The organism is Algoriphagus chordae (assembly GCF_003254055.1).
Taxonomy (GTDB): Bacteria; Bacteroidota; Bacteroidia; order Cytophagales; family Cyclobacteriaceae; genus Algoriphagus; species Algoriphagus chordae.
In genome coordinates this window covers 18,245-34,546 of sequence record NZ_QKZT01000007.1, presented here as the reverse complement: position 1 = coordinate 34,546, position 16,302 = coordinate 18,245, and the positions used below count along the sequence as shown (strand labels likewise).

At 37.8% G+C, this 16,302-nt stretch carries 19 protein-coding genes and 1 tRNA gene; 19 read left to right on the top strand and 1 reads right to left on the bottom strand.

The window, feature by feature from the left end; genetic code table 11:
- The first annotated feature begins 225 nt into the window (after positions 1-225).
- From LV85_RS09060 to LV85_RS09010, 11 genes are all read left to right on the top strand, one after another.
- Positions 226-298 (top strand) — tRNA-Met (locus LV85_RS09060).
- Between the two features lie 194 nt (positions 299-492).
- On the top strand, positions 493-1,749 hold the full coding sequence (locus LV85_RS09055) for a tyrosine-type recombinase/integrase (protein ID WP_111318548.1): 1,257 nt from the start codon (positions 493-495) through the stop codon (positions 1,747-1,749).
- 2 nt (positions 1,750-1,751) lie between these two features.
- On the top strand, positions 1,752-2,432 hold the full coding sequence (locus LV85_RS09050; protein WP_111318546.1) for a hypothetical protein: 681 nt from the start codon (positions 1,752-1,754) through the stop codon (positions 2,430-2,432).
- 76 nt (positions 2,433-2,508) lie between these two features.
- Entirely contained in the window at positions 2,509-2,817 is a 309-nt protein-coding gene (locus tag LV85_RS09045; RefSeq protein WP_111318544.1) for a hypothetical protein, read from the top strand.
- Positions 2,818-3,084: 267 nt separating this feature from the next.
- Positions 3,085-4,107, top strand: a complete 1,023-nt coding sequence (locus tag LV85_RS09040; RefSeq protein WP_158531161.1) for an AAA family ATPase — start codon at positions 3,085-3,087, stop codon at positions 4,105-4,107.
- Between the two features lie 195 nt (positions 4,108-4,302).
- Positions 4,303-5,343, top strand: coding sequence for a toprim domain-containing protein (locus LV85_RS09035; RefSeq protein WP_111318540.1), 1,041 nt, complete (start codon positions 4,303-4,305; stop codon positions 5,341-5,343).
- Positions 5,344-5,716: 373 nt separating this feature from the next.
- Complete coding sequence (locus tag LV85_RS09030) at positions 5,717-6,946, top strand: hypothetical protein (RefSeq protein ID WP_211318397.1); 1,230 nt, start codon at positions 5,717-5,719, stop codon at positions 6,944-6,946.
- 12 nt (positions 6,947-6,958) lie between these two features.
- Entirely contained in the window at positions 6,959-7,357 is a 399-nt protein-coding gene (locus LV85_RS09025) for a hypothetical protein (protein ID WP_111318536.1), read from the top strand.
- On the top strand, positions 7,357-7,758 hold the full coding sequence (locus LV85_RS09020) for a hypothetical protein (protein WP_111318534.1): 402 nt from the start codon (positions 7,357-7,359) through the stop codon (positions 7,756-7,758). The genes LV85_RS09025 and LV85_RS09020 overlap by 1 nt, the downstream gene beginning before the upstream one ends.
- Positions 7,759-8,222: 464 nt before the next feature.
- Positions 8,223-8,723, top strand: coding sequence for a toprim domain-containing protein (locus LV85_RS22460; protein WP_111318531.1), 501 nt, complete (start codon positions 8,223-8,225; stop codon positions 8,721-8,723).
- A gap of 432 nt (positions 8,724-9,155) precedes the next feature.
- On the top strand, positions 9,156-10,076 hold the full coding sequence (locus LV85_RS09010) for a hypothetical protein (protein ID WP_111318529.1): 921 nt from the start codon (positions 9,156-9,158) through the stop codon (positions 10,074-10,076).
- 188 nt (positions 10,077-10,264) lie between these two features.
- Here LV85_RS09010 and LV85_RS09005 read toward each other — a convergent pair whose 3' ends face one another.
- Entirely contained in the window at positions 10,265-10,651 is a 387-nt protein-coding gene (locus tag LV85_RS09005) for a helix-turn-helix domain-containing protein (RefSeq protein WP_111318527.1), read from the bottom strand.
- A 613-nt stretch (positions 10,652-11,264) separates the two neighbouring features.
- Here LV85_RS09005 and LV85_RS09000 point away from each other — a divergent pair.
- The 8 genes from LV85_RS09000 (at position 11,265) to LV85_RS08965 (ending at position 16,296) form a co-directional block, all read left to right on the top strand.
- On the top strand, positions 11,265-11,834 hold the full coding sequence (locus tag LV85_RS09000; protein ID WP_111318525.1) for a GNAT family N-acetyltransferase: 570 nt from the start codon (positions 11,265-11,267) through the stop codon (positions 11,832-11,834).
- Positions 11,831-12,751 carry a helix-turn-helix domain-containing protein gene (locus LV85_RS08995; RefSeq protein WP_111318523.1) on the top strand — a complete coding sequence of 307 codons (921 nt, stop codon included), beginning with the start codon at positions 11,831-11,833 and terminating at the stop codon, positions 12,749-12,751. The genes LV85_RS09000 and LV85_RS08995 overlap by 4 nt, the downstream gene beginning before the upstream one ends.
- A 152-nt stretch (positions 12,752-12,903) precedes the next feature.
- The gene (mobC, locus tag LV85_RS08990; protein WP_111318521.1) at positions 12,904-13,269 is read left to right on the top strand and encodes a plasmid mobilization relaxosome protein MobC; all 366 of its coding nucleotides are present in this window, start codon (positions 12,904-12,906) and stop codon (positions 13,267-13,269) included.
- On the top strand, positions 13,266-14,624 hold the full coding sequence (locus LV85_RS08985; protein WP_111318519.1) for a relaxase/mobilization nuclease domain-containing protein: 1,359 nt from the start codon (positions 13,266-13,268) through the stop codon (positions 14,622-14,624). The genes mobC and LV85_RS08985 overlap by 4 nt, the downstream gene beginning before the upstream one ends.
- Before the next feature lie 10 nt (positions 14,625-14,634).
- Positions 14,635-15,282, top strand: a complete 648-nt coding sequence (locus LV85_RS08980; RefSeq protein ID WP_111318929.1) for a ParA family protein — start codon at positions 14,635-14,637, stop codon at positions 15,280-15,282.
- Positions 15,261-15,611 (top strand): hypothetical protein, encoded by a 351-nt coding sequence (locus LV85_RS08975; RefSeq protein ID WP_111318517.1) that lies wholly within the window; start codon positions 15,261-15,263, stop codon positions 15,609-15,611. The genes LV85_RS08980 and LV85_RS08975 overlap by 22 nt, the downstream gene beginning before the upstream one ends.
- Positions 15,608-15,979, top strand: a complete 372-nt coding sequence (locus LV85_RS08970) for a hypothetical protein (protein ID WP_111318515.1) — start codon at positions 15,608-15,610, stop codon at positions 15,977-15,979. Before LV85_RS08975 ends, LV85_RS08970 begins: the two co-directional genes overlap by 4 nt.
- A complete protein-coding gene (locus tag LV85_RS08965; protein WP_111318513.1) occupies positions 15,976-16,296 on the top strand; it encodes a DUF4134 family protein in 321 nt (106 codons plus the stop codon). The genes LV85_RS08970 and LV85_RS08965 overlap by 4 nt, the downstream gene beginning before the upstream one ends.
- Positions 16,297-16,302 lie beyond the last annotated feature (6 nt).

Genomic DNA, 16,302 nt, shown 5'->3' with positions numbered 1-16,302 from the left:
GGAATATGAGCTGAAAAGGTAATTTACAGTCAGGTCTTCCAAATATTTTTCTTGGTGTAGGTTTGCATTTCAAAATAAAACGCCTACTTTTGTATCACAATTAGCCAGAAGGGCAGATTTAGATAAGAAAAAAGAAGCTTAAAGCTTTAAAAATATATCGCGGGATGGAGCATCCCGATAGCTATCGGGAGGTAGCTCATCGGAACTCATCAAGCAAAGACATATCGCGGGATGGAGCAGTTGGTAGCTCGTCGGGCTCATAACCCGAAGGTCACAGGTTCGAGTCCTGTTCCCGCTACTTGGTAACTCCGGACAATGTTAAAATTGTTCGGAGTTTTTTGTTTTTCAGGGGTTTAGCATTATTTGGAATCTATTTGATTCTGTTAAATTCGGATGATTTTGTCCCAGTTTTTGTCCCAGATATTGTCCCAGTTTTTGTCCCAGTTTTTTATAGTCTTTTTGCTCCGCTCTTTATTGTGACTATTTTGGGGCATGATTGATATCAAAATTTCTGCTGTATTAAACCCTAAAGCAATTCCCTCTTCAGGTGGACAGGGGATTTATTTGTGCATAAATTGGAAAGTTCGACATTACATTAATCTCAAACTTGAGAAAATTCCTAAAAATGCTTGGTCAGGCAAACCAACCAAATGGGTAAATAGTCAATATCAGTATGCTGAATTTCACAATAGGGTCATCGCTAGGGAGATTCATAGACTCAAAGGGATTATCCAGGATTTTTATAAACGCAACGAAATACTGACTGCGGAAAAGTTGAAAAATGTTTACTTGGTAAAGTATCAAGGGAAAAAGCTAAAGGGAGTGAATGGTGTTCATGCCCCTGGAGCCAGTGATAAAGTTTCCGAATTCATTGATTATTCTATCAACTTTGGAGCTACTTCCAAAAAGGTAGCTGGCACAAAGAAAGTATATGTAACCTTGAGAAAGTTGATTGAATCTTTCAAGAAGACTTCTGTCATGGCTGATATTGACGAAAACTACGTGCTGGAATTTGTGGATTTCATGAGAAGTGATCAGACAGAAATCAATTCAGATACCACAGTTGCCAAGTATTTAGATAGATTGAAGGTTATCTATAGAGAATACTGTGACCAGTACACCGTTCCTTTCAGGAAGCGGATTTTTGAAGGAATTGATATAGATTCCAATAAAAGACCTGATAAAATCATCTACGTGAATGATGAACAGTATAAGAAACTTTTAGAGTTGAAATTTGACAGAAAAGAGAGAAGGCTTGAAATCACCAGAGATATTTTCATTTTGCTGTGCAATACCGCGCTTTATTACAATGATTTGATCGCTATTAGCAATGAAAAAGGATTTGACCGTAACTTGCTGAAAGAAAATCCAAATCACTTAGTGCTTCAGGGTGAGCGAAAGAAAAACGGTGAGGAATTCTGGATTCCTTTGAATGACACAGCTAAGCAGATCGTCAAAAAGTATTACGTTGAGGATGATGAAATGATTTTCCCTAATAGTGTTGCAATATCTGAACAGAAGTTCAACCAGCATTTAAAAGTCCTTGCAGAACGGATTGGTTTTACTGATGTGCTTTCCAATAAAGTAGGAAGAAAGACCTTTGGTACCTGGACTGATCGCTTGGGAATGGATGATAATGATATTAGGATGATTTTTGGTCACTCACCGGGATCGGTTTTAAAAAAGTATTATACTGAACGAAGGACGGTTGAATCCTACAACAGAATTCTTTCTTTCATTCAAAGGTAACTATGCAAAAGAAAAGCAAGCTGGCTATCAAACATTACCATGGCAAGGAGCTGGAAAAGATTGGCAAATCTTCCACCGGATTTCCACTGTACGTCATGGTTCGATATAAGAATGTCAAAACCAAATTTGCGTCTAGGATCGGGATGAAATTTGTAAAGGATCATGATGGAGGCCTTGGTGCCCTAGACCGTGAAGTATCTAGAATCATAAAGGAGGAGGTCAACTATATTGAAATGCTTCGCGATTACTTTGAGGATACTTTGGAAGTAGAGTTTACACCATCAATGATAGTAAATGAAGCTTATGAAAAGGTGACCTTAGAAAAAATTGTTGACTATTTTGATTCCATTTTTGAGGATAGAGAGATAAAGGAGATCCTTTGGAGTATCAATCAGGATATAGCTGAGTTGTACGAAGTGGCTGGACCAATTCGGTTCATTTCTGCTTTACGTTATCTGGATCCGGCGCTTTTTGGTAAGATTATGAATATCCCTGCAGTCAACGAAGTCTTTGATTACTATTTAGAATACAAGTCTCTTAATTGGCCTGAGGTAACTCGGCTACAATTCAGAATGGCAGGTGAAGAAGGAGAAGAAGTTTCTTCTAGTTTGAGAAAATGGCTGAATGAGAAATTCGATGTAGAAATGCACCATTTTTATAATTTGAAGCCAATTACTATTTAATTCTTTAAAATATCGGACACTAGTGACCGATTTCATATTTTTTGCCTATATTTGAGTAAATCAAACTCAAAACAAGATGAATCAAGACACTTTTATTCCGTTTTCAGCTGTTAGCCAAAAATGGCTTGAAGAAAAGTTTAACAAGCTGGAAGAGAAAATCGCAAAGATGAGTTCGGGGGATTCCGAAAAGTCAATCAAAAATGAATGGCTTTCGCTTCAAGAATTTATGGAGGCTACAGGTGTGAAATCACATTACTCCATTTCCAAAATGGAGTCCGTTTCTGAATCTAGAGGAGAGGAATTCCGCTCCATGTTCAGAGGGAAAAGACGCTTTATCCACCAGAGAGAGGTGGAAAGATTTTATGCTGGAGAGTTTGAAAATTAAAAAGGAAAGGACGGCCATCCTTTCCTTTTTTTGAAAAAGCCAGTGGGCATTTCCAAGTTGTCTTTTAACCTTCTGTTATTAAAAGTGTGTACTAAATTGGTAAAACTTTCAATCAAAGTCAACTTAGGCAAGACTGATCTCCCATCTTTTTCATCTCTCCCGAATCAGCACCAACTCTTGGTGATCAACTGATCTATTCAATTTATTCTTAAACAATTAATAGCAGCATTTGGAATAATGTTGCCTGGAATCTTAATGCCAAAAAGTATGACCTTATTAAATCAAAAACCTAATTCAAAGGCTCCCAAAAATGGTGAATTTTTAACCATCAAAACCGCTAACCAGTGGATCGATGAAGCCAAAAGCAAACCCATCCCCAAAAAGATATTTGGCCCATTTTGGTATAAAGAAGAACTCTGTATCCTATTTGCCGATACGAATCAGGGTAAATCACTGCTAGCTGTTCAGATCATCGATAGTGTGACAAAAGGCACTTCGACGCTGGGCCTAGAAATGGAGCTTCCTGAGTCCAAGGTAATTTACTTTGACCTGGAATTGACAGCCAAGCAATTCGAAATGCGATATGCCCAACACGATAAGGATAAAGACATCCTGTTTGACCATTTCGAATTCAGTGAACAATTTTTAAGAGCTGAAATCAATCCCTATGGCTATGATGTTTCTGTAGAGGATTATGAATCCTTTCTTTTTCGTGAGATTGAAAACCAGACCACTGAGTCTGGGGCAAAGATTCTGGTGATCGATAATCTGTCCTGTGTCATTTCTGACAATGAAAAAGCAAAGAATACTACACCGTTTCTGATTCGGCTAAACAACCTAAAGAAGATGTATGGCTGGTCGATTTTGTTAATTGCCCATACTCCCAAGAGGAATTTGTTTGCTCCCATTAGTAGGAATGATATTCAGGGAAGTAAGAGTTTTATCAATCTTATCGATTCCTGTTTCGCAGTTGGGGAGAGTCAAAAAGATCCTTCGATTAAATATCTGAAACAGATTAAAGTCCGTTACGGAGCATTTCAATTTCCCTCTGAGAATGTAGTAGTATGCAAAATCGGTAAAGAGTCAAATTTCAGCTCTTTCAAATTTTTAGAATATGGCAAAGAGTCAGAGCATCTCAAGCACTTCGATGCAGCTGATAAAGCCCAAGTAAAGAATAAAGCCTTTGAACTGAAAGAGAGTGGCTATTCGAATGTGAAAATCGCCATGGAATTGGGTGTGTCAGAAGGAGCCGTGCGAAAGTGGCTAAAACAGGCTGAAATCGAGGAATAGTCGGATTCGAACGAATCGTACTGTACGAGGGGTACGAGGTGTACGAGCCGTACGAATTCCTATACCTCCTACCCTTCCTTTTCTTTTTGATGTATTTCTATCAAATGCCAGCAAAAGAGAAAAAAGCTACTGATTTCAAGTGGCTGTAAATCAATTGTCTTTTTCAAAAGTAAAAACACTTAAACACAAACAACCATGAATTATTCTGATTTAAAACATGAAGCAAATCGAATAAAAAAGGACTTCTCTATTATAGAATACTTCCAAGGCTTAGTGAGTGCCGGAGCGCTGAAATATGAAGGTATGCAAGGAAAGGAGCATTTCTTTGGTTTTCTCTCACAGAGGACCGGTTCCATTGCTGTGGATCATCGAACTAATGTGTGGTATGACCATTCTGCAGGAAGAGGAGGGGATGTTTTGGAAGCTGTTCAGGTTTTCGAGAATAAAACCTTTGCCCAGTCAATTGAGCAACTTTCTGATTTGCCAACAGAGAGAACAGTGGTTCCAAAGAATAAGCATAAGGCTGCTCCGAAGATTAAGATTGAAAGTGTGAAGAAGGTTTCTCATCCGGCTTTGGTAAATTATATACGAACCAGGGGACTAGAACCTGATGAGATTTCAGATTTCGCTAAGGAAGTACATTGGGGAAATAAAGGGAAGAAGTACTTCGCTGTTGGTTTTCCCAATGAGTCTGGTGGATGGGTGCTTAGATCTTCTATTTTCAAAGGGAATATCTTAGGAGGAGGTATTTCTATCCAGGTTCTTGGAACTCCTGATAGGACAAAGATCTTTGAAGGTTGGTTTGACTTTCTGAGTTATCTGAAGTTGTCAGGAGCAACTGATTTCAAGGCCGTTATTTTGAATAGTAGTGTCAATTTGAAATTAAGTCTGATCATGGATGTTTTAGCAGAATTTGAGGTGGTAGATCTTTACCTGGATAATGATGCCACCGGTGAGAAGTACACGAACTTTTTCATGAAAGCAGCCCAACTGTACCATTATTGTCGCAGCAATGCAATTTCTACTGATTGGGATTTGAATAAGCTAAAGGGTAGCCATGATAAATTTGGGAAGCTGATATCAACTCTCAAAATCAGCTCTAGAGATGTTGTCGGAATATGGAGTTTCCAAACTGAAGTCACCGATCAAAGGTATCGATATAAGGGATTTGAGGATTTGAATGAGGTTTTGAAGCCTCATGTTGTCACTGGAAATCAGAATCAAATTAGGCAGTGATTCATTCAGTTTTTCTCGTTTTATATATAAAAATACCCAGTACAGGGTATTTTTTTTGTTTGGATTAATCCTTTTCTTGGTAGCGCCATTTATTTAAAACGCATCTTTAAGGTATAAGTGAGATAAATATGAGTACCTGATAAGTGAGAAAGGTCTCTAGCTAGCTAAGGATATCTGCCCAAAATGGAGAGATATATCCTTTGGAATTTACAATCGATAGCTGAAATACTTGCCAATGGGAATAATTCGACCAAGAATTAACGATTATCATAATATCCCTTTCACTCAAGAGGAGGTTGATTTCGCTATTCCCTATCTCAATGAAGACATTCCTCTTTATGTGGATCCATTTCTACTTTGGAAATCACCTTCTATGCAGGACAATTCACTTCACACTGCAACTATCAATTCATTTAACAACCTAGGATATTTACTAAATAAGGGAAAAGAAAGTGAGGCTATTGAAATATTGATTCGGACGAGCGAGTGCAACGAGGTAGGGCTAGGTAATTCCAAAACCCGAATTGGTAAACCAATAGGTGAAAAAACAGCGAATGACATATTAAGTTTATTCAAGTCAATTCCCCAAGTAAACCAATCTGGTTTTGTCCATTTTGAGAGTATTCAATTGTTTGTTGATGGAATTTCACGAGACAGAATAAGTGATTTCACATGTAGTTTCATCAAGTCTTTTTTAGTGGACTATACAATTGAGCAATGCGAAAAATATGGCATCCCAATTCAAAAGGTAACGCTTGATTCAATTTATGATTATCGGAAGAATAAGATTGTATCAGAACAAACCCATCTTCCCATAAACCCTGAGAAGGGAGATCCAATTCTCTTAATCCCAAAACGATGGATCAGATCAATCCCGTGGATCAATTTTGACGATTACTATTCCAATTTTTATATCAAAGAAATTGATGAGAACGGTGAAAAGGAACGAATTCCATTGCTCAATTACAATAGACACAATTATGATGTAGTTGAAACTTATCTCAGAATCAGAGAACAGCAACAGGCGAACTGTAAGAATGACCCAATCTTTAAGCCGATTTCAAAAACTTCTGTTTCCAAGAAGGCTTCAACTATTCTAAAATTGCCAACTGGAAAGACCGACAATGCGGATATGAAATTTGAAGATAATGCTTGTCCATTGCTGGCGACTGTTTTTTATCCTCAATTAGATTTTGCCCAAGAACAGAGTAGAACAATCAGTGGTGTAAGCATTAGAGACTTAGTATTCTATAATAATAAGTCTTATGACTTCTTGGAAGAGATATTTCAAAAATACGATTGTCGACAAATTGTTTTTGAACTCAAGAACGTAAAGGAGTTGAATAACGATCATGTCGATCAATTAAACAGGTATTTAAAAGATCAATTTGGCAGGTTTGGAGTATTGGTTACTAGAAATGAACCACCAAAAAAAGTTACAAAAAATATTATTGACTTATGGTCTGGACAAAGGAAATGCATTTTAGTACTAACGGATGAAGATATAAAAATGATGAACACTCTTTATAGCGGGAATCAACGTTTACCTATCGATGTATTAAAAAAGAGATATATTGAATTTACAAGAAATTGCCCCTCATAAACCTCGAAAGATATGACTAAGAAGGAAGTCGATAATTTTGAAAAATATCAAAGTCAGTTAGAAGGTCTTTTATCTGAAATTGGCATGCTTGCCAAAAAATCTCCAAACGATGGTGTGAATAAGTTCAAATTAAAGTTTATCAATGAAGTAGTAAATGAATCCAACACTATTTTAGGTGATAATTATAAGCCATTTGATTCATTTAAAGAGTTTGACGAAAACGATGTGCCCACAAACAGCGATGTAACATTTATTATTTCTCAATATTTAAACTGCTTTGAAAAATTAAGATCAGATAATATCTACTACGACAAGAAAATAGAAGGAAGTAAGAATGTCTATTATTGGTTTTGGGTTATTGATGGCAAAAAATCAGACATTAAGACTTCAGAACCAAATAAAATCAAGTGATGGCTAAGAAAATTGAAAATTTAGATCTTCCAAACGAAGCAACAGTTAAGAAATATAATATACTTTCAGAATTGATAAATTCATTGATACTTGAGACAAAAGAACTGTCAAAAAAGAAACCTGACGAAGCACTGAATAAGCTTAAAATAAAAATGATTAACCGTGTTTTGGATCAACTTAAGGAAATTTTAAAAAATCAACCAACTATTGAATTTCTTGACCTGCTTGATGAAGATGGATTACCCACAAATAGTGATGCTGTACTAATTCTAGGACAATTCAGAGCTGCAATGGATCAATTTAAAAAATCTTATAATGGCAGAACTACGCAATATGAAAGCAGTAGACGTTGGTTCACCCAGGAAAACCCCGGAAAACATTATAAATCTCCTAAATTTTAAAGCGGCTAATAGCATGTGCCATATTTATTTAATCGTTGTACCGGTAATACTAATCCATCTACACCTTCCCAAACCTCTCCTCCAAAGTAGCTATCATCTTGAGTTTGGAATCTAGGAGTTCACGGTAAAGTTTGTTTTCAGCGTTGAGGCGTTCGATTTCTACTTTTAGGTTTTAGATTAGTTTTTGGTCGTCGGCAAATCTTTCTGGGCCCGTCTAGGTATAGAATTAGCCTAAGAGTAGTTTTTTAACTACGCTTTAATATCATCTAGAATATTCTGATATGCCAGTGAGAAAAAGTTTATGATCTTAGGCCAATTTCAAATTTCACCCAGTCCTTAGCAATAATTCGACTACGCCGAGTGGGGTACATTGGAACAATAAGGAAAAGAATTACTTCGCTGTAGGTTTTCCCAATGAGTCTGGAGGATGGGTGCTTAGATCTTCCATTTTTAATGGGAATATTATGGGAGGAGGAATATCTGTTCAAGTTTTAGGGGAACCAAAAAGGACAAAGATCTTTGAAGGTTGGTTTTGCTTTCTGAGTTACTTAAAGCTTTCTGGAGCCACAAATTTTAAAGCCATCATTTTGAATAGTACAACCAATCTCAGTTTACGGTTAATGCTGGATATTTTGAAAGAGAATGAGGGGGTGGACCTTTATTTGGATAATGATGCCACTGGTGAAAAGTACACGGGGTTTTTCATGAAAGCAGTCCAATTGTACCATTATTGCCGCAGCAATGCAATTTCTACCCATTGGGACCTGAATATGCTAAAGGGTGCCAGAGATAAATTTGGGAAGCTGATTTCGACTCTCAAAATCAGTACTAGAGATGTTGAAGGAATATGGAGATCCCAGACACAAGTGACCGATCAAAGGTATCGTTATCAAGGCTATGAGGATGTAAATGAGTTTTTAAAGAGTAGTATTATTAGGGGGGATCAGAAACATACAAGGCATTGATACGTTCAATTTTTTCTTTTTAAATACAAAAATACCCTGTACAGGGTATTTTTTTTGTTAAAAGAATTCATTTTCTTGAAGGAGTCTTTTAGTAGCAGCGAGTATCTCCTGTTTTTGATCAATTTTTGAAACATGATTTTGCTTCCTCGATGATCGAGATATGGAGAGTCAGATTAAACCAACTTTTACTTTTATTCGGGCTTAAATCCGGATGCAATTAAATTGATTTTTCTGCTAAGGCCTGATTGAAATATGCTTACTGGACCTATTCAGAAACTTTCAAGAGTGAGTTTGCTATAGGAGACAAGTTCATTTGGGAAGCTTGAGTTAATTGAATTTAAGAAGTTTATGAGCGGACATTTGAAAACTAGGTGTCTTGTTGAGATGTCATTAATTTAAGTTTTAAAATTAGAATAAATAAGTGCCTAAATCATGAAAAAGTTCACATTATACCTTGTTCCTCTTCTAGTCCTAACTGCAGGATGTAAAGGATTACAAAACTTGCCGCAAACTATGGGCGAGGAAAACTCTGCTTATACCTATATCCCTATCGATCCACTTCCTGTTTTTCAAGAGCCGGGGAGAAGTTGTCCAGGAAGTTGTGAGGGATCATCGCATGAAGAAAACTACAAAAAGCTTATAGAATCACTTCCTGATCAAGCAGTTCGACTTGCTGTCACTCATTTAGATGGGGAGGCCTCTGGCTCCTTCGGGCCGGCTACAATTGGTTATAAGAATAACAGCTACCAAGTAGTCCTCGACTACATTAGCGTTGACGCCACCCAGCTTCCGATTTATGTGAAAAGAGTTACAAATAAAGGGGATAGAGTTCCATTATATGCTGACTCACTTAAATTACCAACAAGATATGTTGTGTCTGCCGCTCCGAGGATTAACCCATTTTGTGAAGAGAATAATAAAGAATTTGTCAAGAATGAAGATTTAGGCGATCTGGTAATTGTTCCTGTGTACATCGGAGTGGGTTTACGTATGACGGCATCAGTCAAAGTAACGAAAGGTGAGGTGAACCTGTCCAGCTTAGGTGCCTTAGCTGTTGCTGCAGAGGCTGGGAAACTAACTGGGTCGTTGACAATTCAAACCCTTGGAATAACTGGAGAGAATGTAGCGACTTCATTACCTCTCCCCAGCGAAATAAATCAGACTACTATTCAAAATGCCATACTTTCTCTTGGATCAATTAAAGCTGTTCTTTACGATGAGGTTAATACAAAAACTACTCCTAGAATTGTTGGAATTTATAATCCTATAGGTGGTGGAAAAGAAATAGTGAATGGAATAATTTCTGTTTTAGCTGGAGATCCAATAAGGTGGTACCGTCCCTGCGTATTATAAAGTAATTCAGGCAACTAGAAATCGAAAGTATTGAATATGCTTGGCTAGTTTGAGATCAAATTTAGCAATTACATCCAAACCAATTTAATTATGAAACTGAGGTCTTATAATTTTAGTTGCGGTTTTTATTGATTCCTAACGCGGGTTACTTTTTCTCAATTTCGGATAATCTAAAATGAGTGCCGAACCTACCCCTTCCCAAACCTCTCCTCCAAAGTAGCTATCATCTTGAGTTTGGAATCCAGGAGTTCACGGTAAAGTTTGTTTTCAGCGCTGAGGCGATCGATTTCTACTTTTAGGTTTTCGATCTGTTTTTGGTCGTCGGCAAACCTTTCTGGACTCCATTCTTGATTTGGGATGATGGTGGCTATCATTTCTCCTTCGCCGCTTTCCAGCCAGGCCAAGTTCACATGGTGCTCCCGTTTCAACATGATTTTTATTTTGCCGGAGACCTTGTTTTTGCCTCTTTCTATATCTGAATATCCAGCCTGCGTTAATCCTATGGATGCTCCAAAATCCACTTGGGTCATGCCTAAAAATTTCCGGATGATTTTTATTCGCTGATTTTCAGTCACTAGTAGTAAGTTTTTACTTTTTTAAAGCTATATAATTTTCAAAAATATCGCAAAACCATATATTTGTATATGTGGATATATTCACACGGAATAGTTAAGTCTGCATCTACAAATTATCCAATTTCTGTGATTAATCATGATCACAATCCATTTCTAATGGGGGAAAAGAATAGTTGTTATTTCTACTTGCCAGTTTTCGAAATGGTATTATTTGGCAAATATATACTTATAAGTGTATTTCAAAACTGTTTTACTGTATTTCTGGGATTTGATATATGCGGATATATATCCAGATATAGGAATATCTAGATATATCATGAAATAAGTGCAATGCATCTAGTTCACAACCTTAAGAGTTGGAATTCAATTTTAAAATTTTATGGTTTTGCGATACGGCGACAGCTTTTGAACCGTTGAGGTAGTAACAGGATTTTTGTAGAAAATGAGAGGTAGGGCATCCTTTGCGTGTGCCATGCAAGTTGTGTATTTGTGACACAAATTCTGACGAATTTTCTCCCAAACACGAACTTGCCCTTTTAGAGATTCCTAGCAGAATCATCCAAAATGGAGGGATTTCACCTCGCAACTCGGTTAAATTTTAATAGACTAAAACATGAGAAAATTCTTAGAATCAGATAGAACAAAAGTCATAAAGGTGCTAGTGGATTCCTTTGAGGGGAATAAATCTGTTGATTTTGTGGTAGGAAATTCATCCAAAGGAAGAGAAGTCTTGATGGAATATAGCTTGGAGAACTGCCTAAGGAATGGAGAGGTCTTCATTTCTGATTCTGGAAAATCCTGTGTGCTGATCAAGTATTCCACCCAAAAGCAAAAGCCATTGAGCTTATGGCTTTGGGATTTGAAACTTGCTCTGAATGGCATTGGAATTCCTAAGATTCCAAAAGTTCTGAAGAGAGAGGCAAGCATAGAAGCAGCTCAGCCGAAAGATCCCTTTCTATATCTCTGGTTCATTGGAGTAGAGCCAGAAAGCCAGGGTAAAGGTGAGGGATCTAGCCTAATGAATTCAGTTCTGGACATAGCAAAAAGTAAGAATCTTCCTGTATGCTTGGAGACATCTACCGAGCGAAATTTTAAATGGTATGAGAATTTAGGGTTCTCAGTTTATGCTTCATCCAGTCAGTTTGGTTTTCCATTTTACTTCTACAGAAAGGAAGCGTTATGACAGTATTTGGAACGGAAATGCACTTGATGACATTTGTTTTTGTCTTGGTTGAGTGCATCTTTTTTGTGCAGCAATTAATAATTCATCTTCAAAGACCGTCCGAAAAGAAACGGTTGTATTACCTGATTTTACTAGGGCTACTTATAATTTATAATGTTGCAGGGGGTCTTTTTCCTGACCCGAAACTTTCATTGCCTATTAAGATTCAAATGAATTTGGCCTATGGATCTGGGTTTTTTATGGGAGCATTTTTCCCTTATTATTTTTACAAGGCTTATGATATGGATGAGTTAAAGTGGCAAGCTAAATATGGGGTTTGGCTGTTCTTAATTCTTCCGTTTTTTATTTTCTTTTGCATACTCTATCCTTTGTTCGATGATTTACCTAAGACGTTGTGGTATGGTCTTGCTATACCCTTGGGGTATGCCTTTTTTCTAGTGTATAAAATATTGGCATCAATACGAGAGAAATTTCGTGACAATAAAAATTCTTTGGAGGCAATTCTTACTTATGGAGCCATGTGCCCATGGGCTATTTTGCCTCTATTTAGCTATCTCAAAACATCCCAATTAGTAGAAGTGATTTTTACAAATTGCGGCTTTATTATCATTACTTTTTTGTTTGTGAAGCAGGTGATTTATGAAAATCGAGAGGCATTTGAAAAGCTAAAGCAATTTGATTTAAAAAAGGAGCTTGATACAGAAGGCATTTTCACAGAATGGTGTAACCAAACAGGACTCACCAAAAGAGAATCAGAAGTAGCGGAACAGGTTGCGCAAGGATTGACCAGTAAGGAAGCCGCTGAAATACTTTTTATTTCTGAAAGAACTGTAAATAAGCACCTCCAATCTATTTATAGAAAATCAGAAACTAAAAACAGGGTTGAGTTGATTAACTCCCTAAACTCCTATTCATAATTCAAAAATCAGGGTTTGAACCTATTTAGTAAGTATATCTGCGTATATAAATATATAGCTACGCAGATATACCAATTTGTCATTTTTGCGCATTTCTAGGTATTTTTTTTCACCACACAATTCCAATTCTTTACTCCTGCTAACACGCAGTCATGAAAGAGAAAAGAGAGAATCTTTCTTGGGTATCTGTCAGGTTAAAGCCGGAGATCTATACCCGATTGAAAGAGGAAAGTCAGTCACTTAAGATGTCATTGAGTCAATTGATCAGGATGAAGCTGAGCAGTGAAAATGCAAAAATCATTGACCTCAGTGGGCTCCTGGATTCCATTGAAAATCTTGTCTCTGAACAGGCACGGGTGAACAATAATATCAACCAATTGGCAAAGCATGCCAATACCTATAGGGACAAAATTTCTCCCTCGGTTTTTAAGGATCATACCATGCTCATGTCAAAGCACATCGAGCACCGAGATTTTATGAATAGGCTTTTGAAACAAATCTATCAAGCAATCAGATGAGAGCTAAAATTCTTTCCAGTACTAGCAGCTTCAAGGGTGTGACCTACAACACAAATAAAACCCAAAATGAAAAAGGGGAATTGATGCGGTTGCGCAATTTTGGGTATCTCCAGGATACCAAAGAAATAGGTCCGAACGAGGTGAAGAACTTTTTGATTGCACACTCCAATCGAAATTCCATAGTCAGGGACAAGCAGTTTCATGCTATGATCAGCTGCAAGGAGCGAGAATATACAAAAGAGGAGCTAACTGACATCGCGCATGAGTGGGTGGATAAAATGGGCTATGGGCAAAATCCTTTCTTGATTGTTTTTCACAAGGACACGGCCAATAACCATGTCCATATAGTGTCCTCAAGAATTGATAAGGAAGGAAAGAAGATCAATGATTCATTTGAAAAAATAAGAGCTCAGGAAGCTATTAATGAGATCATGAGATTGAATCCGAAACAAGAGGCAAAAAAAGCGACTGATGCACTTCAAGAATTCAGTTTCAGCACCAAGGCTCAGGGAAAGTTGCTCTTAGAGAATCTTGGATACAAGCTCAAGGAAAAGGATCAACAACTGGAATTGATCAAATACGGATCGGTCCAAGGACGAATCCCTATATCTGAGATCAATCAAAAGCTCCAATTCTATGAATTGGATAAAACTAGAGCTAATCAGCTAAAAGCAATTCTGGATAAGTATTCCAAAATCTACAAAACTGACCCAATCCCATTATTTGAACCGAAACACGGGGGTGTATCAGATAAGCTTCTTGGTTATCGCTCGGATTTAGGGGATTTCCTCTCAGCCAAGTTTGGTGTTCAATTGATTTTTCACGGGAAGGATGCAAAGACACCTTACGGCTATTCACTGATAGACAATGCCAATAATATTGTATTCAAAGGAAGCGAAGTGTTTCCAATCAAGCGCTTGCTTGAAGCAGAAGGGAAGCAACAAGCTTATCAAACTGACAAGTCCAATACCATTGATCTCATTGGAGGTAAGGTTAAGCTAAGATCAGCATTCAATGACTTTTCCACTATCCAGCAAGGGCTAGAGCATCATTCATTGAGGTTTGATCGGAGAGAAGGAGATACTTACCTGAAGACCTCACAAGGAGTTGTTTCCACCAAGGATATTCTTCAGCCAAATCAACTACAGGCTTTGGAAGATTATTTAAACCTATCAGGGGAGCATTCTTCAGGACAAAGCCAGGACGAATTCGACTTGATACCCATACTACATGTAGCCAATGACGAATTCGACTTGATACCCATACTACATGTAGCCAATGACGAAGATGATGAGGCTACCCATGGAAGGAAAAGAAAGAAAAAACGCAGTGGAGACAATGAAATCAACAGATAAAAAAATAACAATGATCATTCTATTTGCCAATCAGAAAGGAGGCGTCGGTAAAAGTACTTTGGCGGTACTCTTTTCCAACTTTTCAGTCCAAAAGAAGAATAGAAAGGTGAAAGTCATCGATATGGATTTTCAGCAGTCTTTGTATAACAAACACCTTAATTCTGACCTGTTGGAAAATGAGAAGCTGTACGAAGTAGAGCTATCGAAGATTTCTGGATTCCGGAACATCCGCAAGGAAGCAGCCGGAGTGCCAAACCTGCTAACAGTAATTGATCTGGCTGGGACGATGGCAGACGACAATCTGGTTCAGGTTTTTAAAGATTCAGGGTTGATCATATGTCCCTTTTGTTACGATGAGTACAGCGTTACGAGCACTTTTGAATTTTGCTATGTGGTCAAAAAAATCAACCCAGAGAGCAAAATCATCTTGATCCCAAATCGAGTGAAAACTTCGGTGAAATATGAGACGCTGGACAGTGTCAATCAGGCGCTCAGCAAGTTTGGGGAATTGACCGCACCGGTTTCTGATAGGATTGATTTTCAAAGAATAACTACTTCCTATTCTCCAAAAACATTGGATCCAATTCTCGATCCAATTTTCAGCAAAATTTTTAATGACTACATAGACGAATCCTCATGGGAAGTGGAAACTATATAAACAAACTAGTACAAGGAGTTCGAGGCGATATCCCTACGCCTGGGGAAGAAAAAATGCCAGAATCCATCAATAGTGGAATTGTAGAAAAGGAGGATAGAAATCCAGAAGTGGATGAGCTATTAGAGCGAATTCGAGACTATAAAGTAAATGGAGAAAACCGGAGATTGATCCGGATGGACTCTAAAATAGAGGATGTCTTTAAGCATGTGAATTACCTGTTTGGGATCAAGGTGACCTCTCTCGTGAACTATGTATGCTGGGATTTTCTGGAAAACAATCCTGAACTGGTCAACGAAATCAAAAAATCACTAAACCAACTAAAGCTATGAATTGGACTGACTTCTTTTTATATCTCGCCCTTTTCTATGTAGTGTACTATGCGGTCAACGTCGTCATTGATGTGTTAAGGACACCGCATCGTGCCAAATCTCAGGAAAGGCCTTCCTATGCATTCCAGTCTGACCTATCAGAATTTGACGAAAAGCCAATGGTCGTTGAGGAGGAAGATTTTGTTAACAAATCAACGTCAAAATCTGAAAAACCCGCTTCAACTAATACAGAAGGAAAAGAGGAGAAAATGGAGTTTAAGGAGATTAATCCAGTCAAGTCAACTGGCGGGGTGACTAATCTTGATTCCTTGTTTGCATTGGCTAAAGAGAACACAATCGAAATGAAAAAGAAAGTAGTGTTCTCATGAAGGCAAGTCATTTTCTCATTTGCTCCCTGTTAATTCTCTCTTTGCCTTGCGTGGAATTGATGGCGCAGACTCCTCCGGGCGTGGAAGAATTTCAAGAAGTAGAATCAGATATGGAATCTTTTTACGTCGCATTGTCGAAACTATCTCTTGTTACCGGTGCCATCTCAGGATTGCTAGGAGGTTTACGGGTTTACAACAATTGGCAGATGGGGCGGCATCATATTGATGTCCAAGTAATCAGCTGGTTTGGAGCATGCTTGTTTCTCGCAACTACGGGCTTTTTTCTTAGCGGACTTTACGGAGTTCCACTTACCTAAAACTTA